The organism is Polaromonas sp. P1_F4, from assembly GCF_056405675.1.
On sequence record NZ_JBFUBP010000016.1, the window covers coordinates 1 to 16133 of the forward strand.

15 protein-coding genes and 1 tRNA gene are annotated in these 16133 nt (G+C 55.9%); 5 read left to right on the forward strand and 11 right to left on the reverse strand.

Annotated elements, in window-relative coordinates; translation table 11 throughout:
- Positions 1–127 (reverse strand): winged helix-turn-helix transcriptional regulator (locus AC1DYQ_RS21855; RefSeq protein ID WP_477688647.1); only part of this gene is annotated, 127 nt, incomplete at its 3' end.
- 796 nt (positions 128–923) lie between these two features.
- On the opposite strand from AC1DYQ_RS21855, the gene AC1DYQ_RS21860 reads away from it, so the two are divergent.
- The gene (locus AC1DYQ_RS21860; protein WP_477688560.1) at positions 924–1943 is read left to right on the forward strand and encodes a site-specific integrase; all 1020 of its coding nucleotides are present in this window, start codon (positions 924–926) and stop codon (positions 1941–1943) included.
- Positions 1944–1967: 24 nt separating this feature from the next.
- The gene (locus tag AC1DYQ_RS21865) at positions 1968–2846 is read left to right on the forward strand and encodes a hypothetical protein (protein ID WP_477688561.1); all 879 of its coding nucleotides are present in this window, start codon (positions 1968–1970) and stop codon (positions 2844–2846) included.
- Positions 2847–2860: 14 nt separating this feature from the next.
- Here the strand turns inward: AC1DYQ_RS21865 and AC1DYQ_RS21870 are convergent, their stop codons facing one another.
- From AC1DYQ_RS21870 to AC1DYQ_RS21905, 8 genes are all read right to left on the reverse strand, one after another.
- Positions 2861–3493 (reverse strand): hypothetical protein, encoded by a 633-nt coding sequence (locus AC1DYQ_RS21870; protein WP_477688562.1) that lies wholly within the window; start codon positions 3491–3493, stop codon positions 2861–2863.
- 160 nt (positions 3494–3653) lie between these two features.
- Complete coding sequence (locus tag AC1DYQ_RS21875; protein ID WP_477688563.1) at positions 3654–5075, reverse strand: sel1 repeat family protein; 1422 nt, start codon at positions 5073–5075, stop codon at positions 3654–3656.
- Positions 5076–5647: 572 nt separating this feature from the next.
- The gene (locus AC1DYQ_RS21880; RefSeq protein WP_477688564.1) at positions 5648–7702 is read right to left on the reverse strand and encodes a UvrD-helicase domain-containing protein; all 2055 of its coding nucleotides are present in this window, start codon (positions 7700–7702) and stop codon (positions 5648–5650) included.
- A 96-nt stretch (positions 7703–7798) separates the two neighbouring features.
- Positions 7799–8671: a hypothetical protein gene (locus tag AC1DYQ_RS21885; protein ID WP_477688565.1), complete on the reverse strand. Its 873-nt coding sequence runs from the start codon at positions 8669–8671 to the stop codon at positions 7799–7801.
- Positions 8672–8820: 149 nt separating this feature from the next.
- A complete protein-coding gene (locus AC1DYQ_RS21890; RefSeq protein ID WP_477688566.1) occupies positions 8821–9708 on the reverse strand; it encodes a hypothetical protein in 888 nt (295 codons plus the stop codon).
- Positions 9709–9815: 107 nt separating this feature from the next.
- Complete coding sequence (locus AC1DYQ_RS21895; protein WP_477688567.1) at positions 9816–10043, reverse strand: helix-turn-helix transcriptional regulator; 228 nt, start codon at positions 10041–10043, stop codon at positions 9816–9818.
- A 150-nt stretch (positions 10044–10193) separates the two neighbouring features.
- Entirely contained in the window at positions 10194–10871 is a 678-nt protein-coding gene (locus AC1DYQ_RS21900) for a hypothetical protein (protein WP_477688568.1), read from the reverse strand.
- Positions 10872–10885: 14 nt separating this feature from the next.
- Complete coding sequence (locus tag AC1DYQ_RS21905; RefSeq protein ID WP_477688569.1) at positions 10886–12196, reverse strand: tyrosine-type recombinase/integrase; 1311 nt, start codon at positions 12194–12196, stop codon at positions 10886–10888.
- 208 nt (positions 12197–12404) lie between these two features.
- On the opposite strand from AC1DYQ_RS21905, the gene AC1DYQ_RS21910 reads away from it, so the two are divergent.
- From AC1DYQ_RS21910 to greB, 3 genes are all read left to right on the forward strand, one after another.
- A tRNA-Arg gene (locus tag AC1DYQ_RS21910) sits at positions 12405–12481 on the forward strand.
- A 193-nt stretch (positions 12482–12674) separates the two neighbouring features.
- Positions 12675–12929 (forward strand): hypothetical protein, encoded by a 255-nt coding sequence (locus AC1DYQ_RS21915; protein WP_477688570.1) that lies wholly within the window; start codon positions 12675–12677, stop codon positions 12927–12929.
- Positions 12930–12973: 44 nt separating this feature from the next.
- Positions 12974–13540 (forward strand): transcription elongation factor GreB, encoded by a 567-nt coding sequence (gene greB / locus AC1DYQ_RS21920; protein WP_477688571.1) that lies wholly within the window; start codon positions 12974–12976, stop codon positions 13538–13540.
- Here the strand turns inward: greB and AC1DYQ_RS21925 are convergent.
- Positions 13537–15783 carry a RelA/SpoT family protein gene (locus tag AC1DYQ_RS21925; protein ID WP_477688572.1) on the reverse strand — a complete coding sequence of 749 codons (2247 nt, stop codon included), beginning with the start codon at positions 15781–15783 and terminating at the stop codon, positions 13537–13539. The genes greB and AC1DYQ_RS21925 overlap by 4 nt on opposite strands.
- 109 nt (positions 15784–15892) lie before the next feature.
- On the reverse strand, positions 15893–16096 hold the full coding sequence (rpoZ, locus tag AC1DYQ_RS21930) for a DNA-directed RNA polymerase subunit omega (protein ID WP_011482283.1): 204 nt from the start codon (positions 16094–16096) through the stop codon (positions 15893–15895).
- Positions 16097–16133: the final 37 nt, after the last annotated feature.

Here is a 16133-nt window from a genome sequence, read left to right on the forward strand (position 1 = left end):
CCTCTGATCGCAGGTGCTTCTTCACGGTGTTGCGAGCCAGGCCTGTACGCCTTGAGATCTCGCGGATGGACATCTGATCCCGCAATGCCCAACGTCTGATGACATTCAATGTCGCCACGTCTATCACTCCTAATTTCCCCCTGCTTTTAAAACAAGCAGAGTAGTGCCTACGTGGGTCAGTTTTGGATGGAAATTACTGCGCTAAGTGGATCAGATTTCGACGGAATTCAACACGGGCATGATTTTTCGTGAAAAAGTGATCCACTGAAGGCGAATATTTTCAACGTGATTGACCCGGGTAATCAAGCAAATCTGCCCTAAAACTCGGTCGCGCAGCCGGGTCACGTTAAATAGAAAACACGGTTCAATTACTGAAGGAATTTATGCCGTCACTTCTTCGCGGCCGCTAACAATCTGATGCGTTAGCTTTGAGGTCCTTAGATGAGGGGCGCGAGTGCCAAGCGATGTTGCTTGCATCGAAAAGACGTGAAATGTCGCAGACGTTGCAGGTTTCATTCCTTTCGAAAATGCCGCGACGGCGTAAGGATGGGTTGGAGCGAAAATTCCCGGCGTCTTGCCTTCAGTTGAAAAACCTCGCACACTTACAAAATATCTGGCCGTGAATTTCTCCGTCACAGCCAGGTGTAGGGCAGGGCGACCAGAGAATTTCTCTCCGCAACCTGCCTGCCGGTGAGATGCGGCGTCCACGCTGCTGATCACCAACCGTGCTAGCGCTTAGCCGCCAGACGGTCTCTCCGTACCCCCCCATATTCGTTTGATTTTTCGTGCCTCGACAGTGCGGTGGATTTTTACGTCCGCTCGCGCCTACTTGGCCGTGCGTGAGCCTGCGGCGATGGGGGTTTTTCTTCAACTTTCTGGGTAGTGATAACACTCCATTACCGACAGCCAGACAGGCCCCAAAAATGACCAAAAAATCCGACCATTTTTCAGAAATTCCAGCCGATCCAGTCGACACCGCAGCCGGTTCCAGCGCTGCAGCCAGCACCGGACTTGCCGGCAGCTCAAAAACACCGCCAAACGGCGTTTTGGACGGCTTTTCGGCCATGGCTGGCGGATATATCGCTGCCGCACAGTCCAGCGCCACCGTCCGCGCGTATGCCAGTGACATCCGACATTTCCAAGCCAGCGGCGGAACCGTACCGGCCACCCCGACGCAAATCGTGGAATACCTGGCCCAATTCGCTGGAAAACTTTCCATCGCCACCCTTGAACGCCGGCTGATCGCTATCCACAAGGCGCACCAGGAAATTTCCGCCATATCCCCAATGCTCGATGCCGCCGTCAAGTGCACCATGCAGGGCATCCGGCGAACGTTTGGGACGCGGCAGCGGCAAGTCGCGCCCATGGTCCGCGATGTGCTGTTGGAAACCCTGGTGCTGATTGACCAGCAACAGCCACTCAAAGCTGCACGCGACAGAGCTTTGCTGCTACTGGGTTTTGCTGGTGCGTTCAGGCGCAGTGAGCTGGTAGCCATCCGTATGGACCATCTCACTTACCTGGATCATGGCATGGAGGTATTTTTGCCGTTCAGTAAAACCGACCAAGAGGGCCAAGGCCGCACGGTGTTTATTCCGAATGCCAACGGCAGTCGCTGTCCAGTGCGCGCGCTGGCGCAATGGCTGGAACTATCTGAAATCAAAGAGGGGTTTGTATTTAGAGCCGTTGACCGCCATGGCCGCGTTGCACGGCATGGCTTGTCTGCGCAGTCGGTTGCGCTGGTGGTAAAGGCTTCGGTGTCGCGTGTTGGCGGCGATGCGGAGAAAGTTAGCGGCCATAGCTTGAGGGCCGGCTACTGCACGCAGGCCGCAGTGGCCGGTTTACAGCCGTGGCAAATCCGGGAACAGACCGGCCACAAGTCGAATGCGACGCTGGCTAAGTACATTCGGCCAATAGCAAGACGAAAAATACCTAGTCTGCTGTGATAGTCGTCAAGTACAGTTCACCGGATGGACGACGATAAACACCCGATCTATGCTGGCCTGTGCGGCATAAAGCTCACGAACGGAACCACGATTCTTCTCGGTAAGGACGTGACGATCTCGCAGACGTACGTTCACGTTATGTCTCATCCGATGTTGGCTATGAATCGGCCATCTCAACCTGGCGCTCATCACCCGTCACCGTGGATTCCCACCTCCTCCGGATTTTCCTACGACGTTGAGGCACAGCTCCACATCCCGACCACGTACTCTCGCAAGAAGGTCACGCGATACGAGATTGCCAAGTCGATTGTCGGTCTGCTCAGGTTGTACGTTCATCCAGACATCCGCCTTGCGGTCGCAGCGACAGTCCCGTTCACGGACCTGCCTAACTTTACCGATATCAACGCATCGGCACCGATCGAGGTCTTGCCTAGGTATTTCGACTTTGGGTTCATCGACACGGCTGGAATAGAAGGGCGCATTGACTGGGTTAAACGGCACTGGGAGACAGCCCTCGACTTGATGGAGAGCAGCGCTGAGTTTAAGTTGGCGATGGATGTGTATTTGATCGGGCAGTTCATACCAAACAGCGCGATGGTCATGGTTGCCGTGTGGGGTGCTTTAGAAGCTTTTTTCAGTTTCGAAAAATCGGAGCTACGCTTTCGCGTCTCTTCGAATCTAGCCGCATACATGGTGCCGCGCGGCCCGGGCCGCGCGGCTGAACAGAAGCGGGTCGCAAAGCTTTATGATGCGCGTTCGGCTGCAGCGCATGGGCAACCAAGCCATGGCCCGCAAGAGCTGCATGAGTCATACATGTTGCTTAGAAGTGTTCTCACTCGCATGATCGAAGCAGCGAAGGTACCGACAAGGGCTGAACTGGAGGCGAAGTTATTCGGGGACTGATGCTTGCGCTCCGATTAGGACATGTCAACGAACGACTCACCAACTCGCTTCTCGTTAGCTGCTCTTTTCGCACCGATTTTATCGATGACCTCCTGCATGGAGACCTCGCGATTCCAATCGCCTGGCGGCGACGCCTCGATGGGCATATCGGCATACATACGTAGTCTTTTTGCAATAGCAGACACGTGCAGCCCCAGCTCAGCGTAGCTGCGCTGTCGAGTCCAGAAAAAATCAGTGTAATCGGGAGGTTCATCAAACTCCCAGACACCAGATAGTTGATTCTCGATGTGCTCGCGCTTGTCTGGAATCTGCAAGATGTCGTACATCAGGTCCTTCGGCAGGACCTTCCACTCAACCTTGATTTCTAGTGGCAAGAATTCCGGTGCATTCACTGTCACTTGGTGGTACTCGCGGTTTCTCCCGGCGGGTTCCCCTTCTGACGTGCCATCGTCAAGTGCGACGTGTCCGCATCTATTCGCAAAGCGATCCAGATGAGAGACGACGAGGATGGCAAGATAAGCGCTGTCTCGTTCATCTTTTTTGCTGTCTTTCCACCACTCTTTGACGGCAACGAACGAATTACCGAGGAGGACGCCAGTTATACCTGCGGTCGCGCTGATGATTGCGGCGATGTGTGCGTCAGTCATGCCTTCCTTTCCTTGAATACATGTGACTCAGTTTCGTAGTTAACGCACTAGTTTTTGGCGCTGGCTCGTTGCCGCAATACTACGATGACTTTCCAGCCGATTGCTGCAACGCTGAAGTTTTTCCAGAGCTGCCGCAACGTCGACTAGTTCTCTTCGGGAATCATTTCCGCGCTAGGGCATTTAATTTGTTGGTCGCTGCAGCTACGCCACCGTTTGCGGCCGCTTGATACGCGCTGATCGCTTTGTCTCGATCCATCGCGGTACCTACACCTCTTTCATAGGCGATGCCCAGTTGATAACTGGCCCACGGCAAACTGGGTGCGGTTTGCACAAGAAGCTGAAATCCGCGATCTGGCTCTGCGCTCCCGCCCAAACCATCTCGTAGCAGAGCGCCAAACAGAGCGCGACCAAGCGCATCGCCACCCTGTGCCGCCTTCTCGGCGTAACGTCTGGCGAGGATCGGGTCTTTGGTGACCCCATTACCGTCGATGTACATCATGCCCAGCAGCGCGGTCGCCCTTGGATAATTGCGCTTGTCTGCTAGCAGTAGTAGTTTTCGGGCCTCCGCCAGGTCCTTTGGCACGCCCTTGCCGGTAAGGGTGATGGAGCCAAGACTACCAATTGCAGGGCCAAATCCTTTCTCGGCCGCGGCCTTGAGATACGAGTACGAGCGGTTCGAATCAGCCGGCCTACCGTCAAGGCCACCTTGCAAAATTCCAGCCATAAGCGTCATTGCCCGTTCGTCGCCGTTTTCCGCTGCTTCTGTGAGGAAGGGTACAGCATCTGAAAATCGTTTTGCCTGGTAAGCGGTACGGCCTTTTTGGTACGCGTTCTGCGTTACAACATCGTCCGTGAGTGGGTCAAAATTCGCGTAGCGCGATTGTGGATACGGATCGTCGCCGGCCGGATTATTTGATGGCGCAAGTCGGTTTGCCGCGTAGGTCGATTGCAGTGAGCTGGCGAGAGCGCTCATCGCAATCTCTCGTTCGCCGGCAGACGGATGCGAATCCATCCATAGACCTGATGATGGACCGAGAGCGCTCATGCGGCGCCAAAGCATAGGAACCGAAGACGGATCGTAGCCGGCCCGTGCCATGGCTTTAATGCCCAGCTCATCTGCTTCGCGTTCCTGATCACGGGAGAACTTTGCCGTGATCAGTCCAGCGCCTACACCACCGATGGCAGTTCCCAAGCCCTGAGTGTCGCGCCCTTTCTTGGCCTGACTCACATCTACCGCCGCACCGAGCAGCAGGCCAATCAAGTTGACAGCGGCAGCGGACTCCGCTCCGCGTGTTAGATGCTGCGCTTTAAGGTGCCCAAGCTCATGGCCGATAACTGCGGCCATCATGTCGTCGCTGTCGCCGACCATACGCAGCATGTCGGTGTTAATGGCCATGATCGGCGTCTTGCCATCGGCGATGGTCACGAAGGCATTGGGCCCCGCAGAGGCTTTGTTTACAAAAAGCTCCGGTGTTGCGATGCCGTATTCTGGTGCCATGCGGTCGAGAACCGTGACGGCTCGTTCTACCCAGGCGCGCTGAAAGCGAGCAACCTCCACCCCGTCTTTCTTGCCAACGATCATGGGCGTCTGCACTGCCGCTAGCATTCTGCGCGCAGGCCAGTACTGCGCGTATGCAGCCGGACACGGCAATAGGGCGGCTAAAGACAGCAGCGTTGGTAGGTAAAAGCGGCGTAAGGAGGCCATTTTTGGGTCCTTTCCTCATTCAATACCGAGAAATTCTGTCTGTCCTCCTCTAATTGGAGGAGACGCCAGAAATTCGCATTTGAAGCTTGGTTACAGCGCTCGAGGGTCGCTGAAGGTCTTGAAGTCTCACGTCCATCACGCGGCATGCTGCCAGTGACTGGGTTGCGGCCGTAATTATCAATCTAAGCAGATAGAGTCTGCAACGTCTTGTTTGCATTCCGCGAGGAGTCGGTGTACACGTGGCAACAACGACTCTGGAACGCGGATAACGCGTGTGTTCTCGCGATATGGGCTGCGGCGGTAGGAGGTTTTGGCGGTGGTCGCTTTTCGCTGTTTCGGCTGCGACGAGCCATTATGTGTGGTGGCCATGGTTTTCCAGCGTAGTGAAGTAGCCATAAATTAGTTAACGGTTACGCATGCTGTCCCAGCGGGACTATCGGGGCAGCCGTTTATTGCGCGACATTTGGCTCGCGTACCAAGTGCAGCAGCCCGGCGGATAGTGAAGCATTCATGAGTCGGCTGGCTTTTTCGAACCGCTGCCGGCTGCGTGCATGGTTCGCCGGCGCATGGTAAAGCCGCAACGTCTCGCGCGCTCGCGTGATGGCTACGTACAGCAATCGGCGCTCTTCGGCCAAAGATTCCTGGTCCCGGGACAGATACAGCGGCAGCAAGCCATCTGTGACGCCCATTACCAAGACATGCTCCCATTCCCGGCCCTTGGCCGCATGGATGGTCCCGGTTACCACCGCCGTCGGCTGCATTGCGCGAATAGCCGTCGTCATATCTTGGGCGTTGCCGTAAGCCCGGCATGCCGGCTCCCAGCGATTCACGTCGGCACGTATTTCTGCATTGGCGCGCACGCCGCCCAGCAGCCGTAGGTATGCTGAGGCACAAAGCCTGTATCGGCCGTCACGTGACCGGATGCGCACGACCTTAGAAAGAACTCGCGCTTCTCGCTGCCACATCCACTCATCTGCTTCCGATTTGGATTCTGATTCCAAGCGCGGAAATGCAGCACGCACTGCTTCAGCGCTGATGGCGATACCGGTTCGCACCGACCGTTCTACCAACTTGACTAGGCGTAGAGCGCACAGCGCATGCTGGACGTGCCGTGTAGTGCCTAGCCGCTGCGTCTGGATACCGGCGGCCAGCAGCGTTTGCTCGACCGGCCCCAGTTGCGCGCGCGTACGGGCCAACACCGCAATTTGATGTGGAGCGACGCCACCGCGTATAAGCCGTTGAATATCGCTGACGGTTCGTCGAATCTGCTCCGTCAGACCCGAGTCCACCAACAGCACCGGCTTCGGACCTGGCCGTTTCGCGACGATGGCATTGCCCGGTCCGTGTTCGGCCACCGCCGAAGCCAGCGCCGCTACCGGGACAGTCAGCCGTCGGGACACGGGTAGCGACAGATTTCGAACGTCCGCCAGCACTTGGGCCAACGGCGTGTACGAAGAACCGGCGAAGCCAAATATGGCTTGGTACGGGTCGCCGAACACCATGATCTGGCGCTGGGGCAGCTTGGCTACGGCTGCCAGTAGCTGGGTTTGGGCCGCGCTGCAGTCTTGGTATTCATCCACCAGGATGTGCGTGTACGGCACTGCGGCAGGCCGCTGGTGAATGACATCAATGGCTTGCGTCAGCATGTCGCCGTAGTCGATGGCGGCGGACCTTCTTTTAAACGCAAGGTAGCGGCGGTCAACGGCGCGGAGTACGTCCGCAAACGGTTGGAGCTGGCTGAACGCTTGAGTCTGGACGGTAGCGGAGACCGGTGTTTGCGCTGCATGGGCCACGGTGAAGAGACGCAGCAAGAGCCTAACCGTTGCCGGTTCAGCAAGTTGCTGAAGCAATTCGAGCCGGTGCTTACGCGTTGATTTCGAGATGCTGGGCTTGATCCACAACTTTCCGGCGTTGCAATCCAGGGCAGCGCGTTTCACAGCCTTGACCAACAAGCCCAAAGCGCAACGGTCTGACAGCACGACAAGGCCAGGCAGGCGTTTGCGTAGCAAGCTAAGGGCAAAGGCGTGTGCCGTATCGACTGTGATGGCTGACAAATCCGCGGCTTTGGCTGCAGTTTGTATTTTCGCCGTAGCCGTCGGTTTTTGAGCTGACGTGTCCACAGTGCGTAGTTCGTCCCGGCGACGGCGTAGTTCACGCACGGACGCCGTTGAGAAGCTCAATACCAGAATATGCCGGCCCGGCACGCCACTGGCTACGAGATGCTCGATACGGCGCAGTAGCGTGTAGGTCTTGCCGCTGCCAGGGCTGGCAAGCACTTCTACGCGCTGTGCAGTGGTTTTGGCGATGCGGTCTGTTGCGGTCGGTGATGAAGTGAGGATGGGCATTAAATACCGTTTATTTGGTGGTGGTTTGCAAAACCAGACGCTTCTGCGCGGTGACAGCGTGGCGTCTAGGGTTGCGCTTTTTGAGGTGTGTTTTGACTGATGCATGTGCCCTGCAATGCGATAAACATCGACAAAAACCGATGTTTTCGGCTTTTTCAAGGGCTATGGACGCGTCGACTGATTGAAACAATTGACTTCTATATCAGTGAGGAGGGGCGCGTTTTAAGGCTCTCGGCGCGCGCTCGTGGTAAGGGCTCAGTCGTTTAGCGTGACTTGCAACCAGTCCCAGAACGGCACTTCCGGCAAGCGCCGCTTCAGCTCCGGACATTCCAGAAGGGCGTTGTGGAGCACGAATTTGCCCTTGATGGAGTGCCGTTCTTGCCAGCGCTCCGCGCGCTTGCGCAGGGCACTGCCGCTGACAGCGGTATCCGCGCCGCCAGCGGCTGCCAGAAGGCGTCCCAAATCGGTCTTGCGTGGCAACTGGTACATACGCAAGTGCTCGGACCAGAAGCGGCGGTGATCGAACTTGATCAGGTCGGTCAGCGAGACAACCCCAATCTGCACCAGCGCCGCAGAGCCACTGGCACGCCATTCGATGTGCAAGCAGGGTAGGGCGTCGTCGGATGGCCGCGCATTATTCAGCTTGCTAGGGCGGTCGGCGTAGAGCGCTTGCACGTGGCGACGCCGCACGCCCTTGTGAGTGCGCCTGCCGTAATAGCAGGCCGTGAGGTAACGGACCATCGGCTGGCGCTGGTAGCACACGCGTGCAGCCGCCAAAAAAGTGTTACGCCACAGCAGAGCCAGGGTTTTGTTTTTGGCCGGTATATCACACGCAACTTCGATGTAGGTTATCAGTACCGAAATGTCATGACCGATCGCCGTTTTCAGCAGTCGCAAAAACTCCATGCTGGGCTGATGGACGTCCAGCAGCAGCTTCCAGCGGGAGTTGAACTCCATTTGCTCGGGCTTTACGGTGAGGGCGGCGCAGTGCCGCTCCAGAAGCTCTTTGGCAATCGGCAGCTCGGGGAGGTCGAGCCACAGGGTGATACGGTCATGACCGTGGATGACGGTTGGCTTTAGGCGCAGATTGGAATCCCTTGCTGGGCAGGGTTTGGTATTGGGTTTCATGAAAGGACTTGGTGAACATGGCGGGGTGGGGCGGCACGGTGGTTAACGGCGCATATCGTCAAATTAGCCGTTACAGCTAGTGCGTACCAGCCGTTGCGCAGATTGCGGCAGTTGCGTGAAGCGGACGCACCGCAATACCTCCTATGGCCTTACATGTCTTCTTCATCCTCCTCAATGTCGTCGTCCTCGTCTTGAGACTTTTTTTCAGTGGACTTGGCGATGCCTGCCTCAAGATAGTCTCCCAAAGACTCTAGCCAGTCATCGGCCACCTTGACGAGGCGAGGCCGTGGAAGCTTGGCCAGCTTGCGAAGCACATTGGATTTATCTAAATCTACTTTGGCACCAATCTCCGAGAAGCTCAATCCCATGCCACGCAGAGTCCACATCGCGCGGGTCTTAAAGTCAGCCRCAACGAAGGGCGCGTACGTGTGTTTCACGGCCATCCCCTCATAGCGGACGTTGCACAAAGTTTTGCCAATGCCAAGTGCGTTGAGATCGCGAAGACCATAGCAGTCAATTGAGAATGCCGCGTTATAGTTCATGTCAGGTTCGCACTCTTCCACTTCCAGATACTCATCGCACATTTCGTTGAAATGTGTTGTTTCGGCGTCCTCATCGCTCGTGAGAAATACCAGCACATAGACGCCAGCAGTTTTGGCTGCAGAGCGAAGCCGCACAAGGGCCTCTACCTGCATCACCTTGCTCGAGTCGTTAATGATCTGGGAGATCGTGTACCAGCATGGCGTTTCAATGGCGTTGGATGCCTTGATTAGCGATAGCAACTGCGGCAGCCCCTCCGTGCTGCACCAGTCATAGTTGCCGCGCGTTCCGAACGATCTGAACTGATGATCTACGCCTGGTGGCGGCATTCCTACGGCCGCATGGTTGGCTTTGGCATATTCCTGCTGCCGCTCGGAGCCGGCGTAGAGCGACCACAATTTTTTGACTAGTGGAAATTGGAGGCCAATTCTTTTGTCATCCGCATGCAGCAACTGATGGGTCAGCACGGAACGTACCAATGGCAGCTGGCTTTTCATCTTGACTCGTACGAACGTAATACCGTGAGGTACCGTGGTTAACAAGTCAAGTGGGCTTGCTGGACATGGTGGATTCCCCGATGATTGGTGGTTGGGCGAGATAGACATCATGCGCCGCCCTGCATGCGTTTGATCGCCGCATCTCGTGTATCAATGCACATGCGCACATATGCTTCGATTTCTGATTCTGGCCATGCCTTACAGCGCGGCCCTATGGGAACGCCGGGAGGTATGGCACCCGCTCTGATGCGGTTGTAGAACGTGCTACGGGTATGGCCGGTACGCGCCATGGCTGCTTTGATGCGCAGCAAATTTTCGCCTGTTATTGGTTTCACGATTACTCCAATTCAAATGGTCTAAAAAGTCCCGTCGGACTGTGTTAGGTCGACCTAGATGTATTGGAGCTGTGGTGGTCAAAAATGTAAGGCGAAATTTCAGGAAATGGCCAACTTACAAAAATCTAAGAGCAATTTTCAAGAAGATTGTTATGTTGGCTGTGATGACCGTAAGTGCTTGACCGCTTTCCCATACTCTCTCCCTATCGTTGTCGCTTGGAGTCCGGTCTCGGGTGTCTCGGATTTTGTGACTTCGAGCAGTTTTGCTTCAACCCGGTGGCTCAACTGTAAAAAATTGAGGTTAGTGCCACCCTTTAGCAGTTGATGTGAGTCCGGTATCCGACCCGTTTTCGCCCATTCTTCTATGAGCAACAGCAAACCCCCGAGCCTGACCCGGGCGTAGCCCTCACCCTTTTTCTCTTCGCTGGTGTTAACGATATGCCCGACGGTAGGCTTACCGTTTACTGCAATATCGAGCTCATTTAGCGTGTCCCACCCCACTGCCTTGCCAAAGCTAAGAAGGTTTTCTAAACTGACGATCGGATCGTCCTCGCCAACTCTTGCTTCTTGGGGCAAATAAGGATCTCTGCCATACTTAGAGCGTAGTATCTGGAAACGTCTTCGGTATTCTTTAGCTACTACACCGCCAAGGATGTCTACAACTGTTTGGGAGTCCACATCCATTAGGTTTTTTTGTGGTTGGATTCCCAACGTCAAAAGCGCCGCATGTTTCAGACCTACTACATCTTGTTGCTGCCAGTGAACCCAATCGCGTGGCTTTCGGGTTGCCGCACTCGCTTCTAGCAAAGCCTCTAGCTCTGTTGCCATTCGTTCTTCTTTAGTTAATGGTTTGAGTTTCGTGGACTCTCGAGAAGAGCTAATAACGTCTTCAGCGCCCGCGTTTTTTCTTTGGCGTAATCGTACCCGTCATAGTGACGGGACTGCACCCCAGAAATTCCGTGCGACTGCAAGTGACCTCGGTCATCCATACTTATTCCCTTTGCAGCAAGTGCCGTTTCTATACCTGAGCGAATCCTCTTGGCGCTGAAGTTAGGGATATCACTCCCATGTTCTTTAGCCCACTTACTAAGAGTGGTGCCGGCGATGTGAGTTTTGCCACCATCTGTTGATAGCGCGTATTCCCCTACTGGATTGCACTCGGCTAAGGCGTGAGCCGCAGTCGGTATTAGCGGAATCAAATGTTCCCTTGCGGCTTTCCCAGGTCGCCCCTTCGTATCGAAGAGTTTGATCATGGTTGACCCTGAATCTTTAGTGCGAAGCCTCGCCAGCTGTGCAATACGTTGACCTCCAGTCAGCATATGCAGTCTAAGGACTGCTCCACGAAAACCGGCTGCGTCTTTGATATTCTTCCAATAGGCTCGCAGCTCAGAAATTGAAAGTGGATTTTTGTCCGCTCGATTTTGCGTCTCGTCTGCGGTTGTGAAAGCCGCAGGATTGGATGTGATGCCAAAATCTTTGAAATGCTCTGGAATACTAGCCTTGGATCGAGAGCCTAGCGCTACTTGATAGGCCGCGTGAATGTAGCTCCTGACTTTGTTGGCAGTCCGCCCCTTTCCACTTTTGGCGATCCTGCGAATGATGTCCGTAAATAATTCTGTGGACAGTTGGTTCGCAGGAGAGATGGAGAGCCGTGGCCAGGGCTCATAAACATGTTTTTCGAATAGTGCCCGGGTCTCTTTGTGGGACGATCGCCCCAAGGACTCAAGAAAATCACTGTAGCTATCAAGCATTACCTTGAGGGTGTTCTTCTCGGCGCGCGAGGCTTCTAGCTCGCGCCTGGCTGCCTCAGCTTTTTTGGCTGCTTCGAGTGCGGGTCTCCCGCCAATTGATTTGTTTGAATAATGTTCTTGGGCGAGGCTTTCGGCAGCTCTTACGGCTGCGGCTAGGGAAAATCCTTTTGGTGTCCGACTTAGGCTTTTTGGTGGAGCATTGGGATCGAATGTGCCGATGGAGATTCGTTCACTCTTCGTGCCGATGCTGTATCTCCAGAAGAATGAGATTGCAGTATTCGACTGCTTGCGTACCTGCAACGATCCAGATGGAGAAATCTTGGTGACCGTTTTAAATTTCCCTACTTCCAGAGTCCCATTTTTCTCGGCAAGTGAGAAAGTGGGTGCGGAAAATGATTTCATTGCCAGAATTTTGCCAGAAATAGCAGCGATGCGACTGGATGTTGTTGGATGTTGTTGTACGCTCTTTCATTGGAGATTGGCTCATTCTTTGTGATTGATTGTCCAAAAGTATCCAGCTACAATCAAGGATTACGGACTCATAATCCTTTGGTCGAGTGTTCAAGTCACTCACGCCCTACCATTTAAATAAGCTATAATTTGAGGCTTAGCGGCTGTAGCTCAGTTGGATAGAGTACTTGGCTACGAACCAAGGGGTCGTGGGTTCAATTCCTGCCAGCCGCACCACTTTCTTAAGTGATTTCAATAGCTTAGAGGCTCATCCCTCTAGGCTATTTTTCTTTCCGGAGGCCGCTTTTAGGGGCCTTTTTCATACCGTTGTCAGCGCGATAGTGGTTTTCCTGGGGCTGGGCGGCGCCGGACGGGCTGTACGWGCAACAAGAGCTCCGCTATTCTGGAAGCCTAATTCCGGAGGAGAAACATGGGATCACTGAATGTCGAGGACCACGGCGAGTGGCTCAGTTTTGGCTTGTCGTACGCGGGTAGCACCATTCCCGTCAGGATTTCGCGCGAGGCAATGGAGGAGTTTTTCGGCGCCATGCCTGGGCCGGATTCCCTGAAGAAAGCGTATGAACAGGATGCTGAAATGATTCACGCCCGGGCCGCTGATCTGGTTGTGGCGGGCGTGAGCTACACGCCTGAAAATCCCCTCGTGCTGAAAATGGAAGATTTTTAGAGACATTCACGGCCGGCAGCCATGAATGCTATGGTGGCCGGAGCATGAACAAAGCGTTTACTAAAGAAACCGAGCCGGAGGACGACGAGCCGACGCTCGCGCCCCTGCCTGCAGGTGGAAAAAACTACATCACGCCGCAGGGCTATGAGCATCTGCGCAGCGAACTTCTGGACCTGATCGACAGCGAACGTCCCAAAATGGTGGAAATCGTTCATTGGGCTGCCAGCAATGGAGACCGCTCCGAAAACGGCGACTACCACTACGGCAAAAAGCGGTTGCGGGAAATTGACCGGCGTATCCGGTTTCTGACGCAACGACTGGAAATTGCGGAAGTCAGCAACCCGTCGGTGCATCACGGTCGCGACCAGGTGTTTTTCGGCGCGACAGTGAGCTATGCCGACGGCGAAGGAGTCGAGCGGGTCGTGACCATTCTTGGCATTGATGAAGCCAACAGTGCCCTCGGGCAAATCAGCTGGATATCTCCCGTCGCCAGGGCATTACTTAAATCGCGTGTCGGCGACGAGGTGAGTCTCGTGACCCCGCAAGGCGTGCAGACGCTTGAAGTGCTGAAAGTGAACTACCCGGCGCCGGACAAATCGGCTGCAGATTAACCGGACGACTTGGCGCGTTGCACCCGCAGCACGGAGGGTGTGCGTTTCACGCTGCGCAAGGCGGAAGCCAGGTGGATGCGGTCGCGCACTGCCACGCCGAAGCGCAGGTCCGTGGCGTCATGCGAAGGCTCTTGCCCCATGTCGACATGGGTAATGTCCGCTTCGGCGCTGGCCAATGCAGCGGCAACACGCGCCAAAACCCCCTTTCCGTTGGAGACGGTGACCAGGAGGTTTGTTTCAAACGTCCGCACAGGCTCGTCGGACCAGTCCACGGCGATAAAACGCTCGCTGTCACGGTGCTGCAGTCGCTTGGCGACAGCGCAGTCATCAGTATGTATCACCAGACCTTCACCGCGGCCCAGGTAGCCCACGATGCCGTCGCCAGGAATCGGGCGGCAACAGGGGGCAAACTGCACGGAGGCGCCTTCACTTCCATCGATTACCAGCGCACCTTGCGACACTGACTCATGGGCGGTGTAGCGCTCACGGCTCATGAGCAGGGCATTGGGTTTTTCACCGGTTTCGGCAAGCAGGGTGACGATGCGTTTGGCCACCATGCTGGCGATCCGTTTGCCCAGTCCGATATCGGTCAGCAGATCGGCACGTGACCGGTTGCCGGTAAAGCGCAGGATCTTTTCCCAAGTGGCGTGGTGGGCTTCATCGTCGTCGGGGAGGCGCTCGCGTTCGATGCCCTCGGCACGCAGCGCCTGTGCGAGCATTTTTTCGCCCAGGTCTTGCGACTCGGACAGCGCCATGGTTTTCAGGTGGTGGCGTATTTTGGAGCGGGCTTTCCCCGTGCGTACAAATCCCAGCCAGCCGGGGTTGGGGCTGGAGACCGAGGCCGTGATGATTTCGATCACGTCGCCGTTATGCAGCTCGGACCGAAGCGGCACCTGTTCGCCGTTGACTTTGGCCGCCACGGCGCGGTGCCCCACGTCACTGTGAATGGCGTAAGCAAAGTCCACGATGGTCGCGCCACGCGGCATGGCCATGATCTGGCTTTTCGGCGTGAACACATAGACCGCCTCGGGAAACAGGTCAATCTTGACGTGGTCCCAGAACTCGGCCGCATCGCGTGTTTCCTGCTGGATGTCGAGCAGCGATTGCAGCCACTGTGTCCCCAGTCGCTGCGAAGCGTCGCCGTCTGGGTCGGTGGCCTTGTAAAGCCAGTGCGCCGCGACCCCGGATTCCGCCACCACGTGCATGGCTTCGGTGCGCATCTGGAACTCGATGTTGGTACCGAAGGGGCCAACCAGTGTGGTGTGCAGTGACTGGTAACCGTTGATCTTCGGGATTGCGATGTAGTCCTTGAACTTTCCGGGCAGGGGTTTGTAGAGCTGGTGCAACACCCCCATGGCTGTGTAGCAGGCCGTCAGGTCTTTCACGATCACCCGAAACCCATAGAGATCGGTCACCTGGGCAAACGAAAGGTGCTTTTCATCCATCTTGCGGTAGATGGAATACAGCGTCTTTTCCCGCCCGGAGATCAACACCGGCACGCGAGCGCTGACAAAGGCCGATTCGACCTCTCCCTGCACCCGCTTGATCACATCGCGCCGGCGGCCGCGGGCCTTCTGCAACGCCTTGGTCAAGGTGGCGTAGCGCCAGGGGTGCAGGTGCTGGAAGGAAAGGTCCTGCAATTCCCGGTAGGTCGTATTCAGGCCCAGGCGGTGGGCGATGGGCGCGTAAATGTCCAGGGTTTCGCGCGAGATTCGGGTCCATTTGGCGCGCGGGACATCGCCCAGCGTGCGCATGTTATGCGTCCGGTCAGCCAGCTTGATCAGGATGACCCGCACGTCGCGTGCCATGGCCAGCAGCATCTTGCGGAAAGACTCAGCCTGGTTTTCCTCCCGGGTGTTGAATTCCAGCTTTTCGAGTTTGGTCAGCCCGTCCACCAGTTCAGCCACCGGCGCGCCGAAACGCTCGATCAGTTCAGGCTTGGTGACGCCGCAGTCTTCAATGGCGTCATGCAGCAGGGCGGCCATGAGCGCCTGTGCATCCAGCTTCCACTCGGCGCATTGTTGTGCGACGGCGATAGGGTGGGTGATATAGGGTTCGCCGCTGTTGCGCAGCTGGCCCAGATGGGCCTCATCGGCAAAGCGATAGGCGCGGCGGACGTTGTCAATGTCGGCAGCGCTCATGTAGTCGAGTTTCGCCGTGAGCGCAGCAAAGCTTGCCGCTGCTGCGTTGGCGGCGGCGGGGGTCGACTTGCTGGAAACAACAGGCGAAAGCATGGCGCTCATGCCTTAAATGTATCGCGGCATGAATAAATCATGAAAAAAATGGACTTTATGAGGCCATAAATGAAAAAAGCACCGCATTGCGGTGCTTTTTTGCGGTGCCAGATTTGACTCAGGATGGCACTTTTTTCAGCATTTCGAGGCCAATCTTGCCTTCTGCGATCTCGCGCAGAGCGGTGACGCCAGGCTTGTTCTTGCTTTCAATCTTGGCGGCGTGCCCCTGGCTGAGCATGCGTGCACGGTAGGTGGCAGCCAGAACCAGCTGGAAGCGGTTCGGGATTTTTTCGAGGCAGTCTTCAACGGTAATGCGGGCCATGGTGATCTCCGGTGTGATCGATAACGGGGAAAGCGGG

Bases quoted from the DNA above. Each gene is read 5' to 3' on its own strand.
- greB (WP_477688571.1), top strand. From the start codon at position 12,974: ATGAACAAAGCGTTTACTAAAGAAACCGAGCCGGAGGACGACGAGCCG.
- AC1DYQ_RS21885 (WP_477688565.1), bottom strand. From the start codon at position 8,671: ATGAAACCCAATACCAAACCCTGCCCAGCAAGGGATTCCAATCTGCGC.
- AC1DYQ_RS21905 (WP_477688569.1), bottom strand. From the start codon at position 12,196: ATGAAATCATTTTCCGCACCCACTTTCTCACTTGCCGAGAAAAATGGG.
- AC1DYQ_RS21870 (WP_477688562.1), bottom strand. From the start codon at position 3,493: ATGACTGACGCACACATCGCCGCAATCATCAGCGCGACCGCAGGTATA.
- AC1DYQ_RS21875 (WP_477688563.1), bottom strand. From the start codon at position 5,075: ATGATCGTTGGCAAGAAAGACGGGGTGGAGGTTGCTCGCTTTCAGCGC.
- AC1DYQ_RS21900 (WP_477688568.1), bottom strand. From the start codon at position 10,871: ATGGCAACAGAGCTAGAGGCTTTGCTAGAAGCGAGTGCGGCAACCCGA.
- AC1DYQ_RS21860 (WP_477688560.1), top strand. From the start codon at position 924: ATGACCAAAAAATCCGACCATTTTTCAGAAATTCCAGCCGATCCAGTC.
- AC1DYQ_RS21925 (WP_477688572.1), bottom strand. From the start codon at position 15,783: ATGAGCGCCATGCTTTCGCCTGTTGTTTCCAGCAAGTCGACCCCCGCC.
- AC1DYQ_RS21865 (WP_477688561.1), top strand. From the start codon at position 1,968: ATGGACGACGATAAACACCCGATCTATGCTGGCCTGTGCGGCATAAAG.
- AC1DYQ_RS21915 (WP_477688570.1), top strand. From the start codon at position 12,675: ATGGGATCACTGAATGTCGAGGACCACGGCGAGTGGCTCAGTTTTGGC.
- rpoZ (WP_011482283.1), bottom strand. From the start codon at position 16,096: ATGGCCCGCATTACCGTTGAAGACTGCCTCGAAAAAATCCCGAACCGC.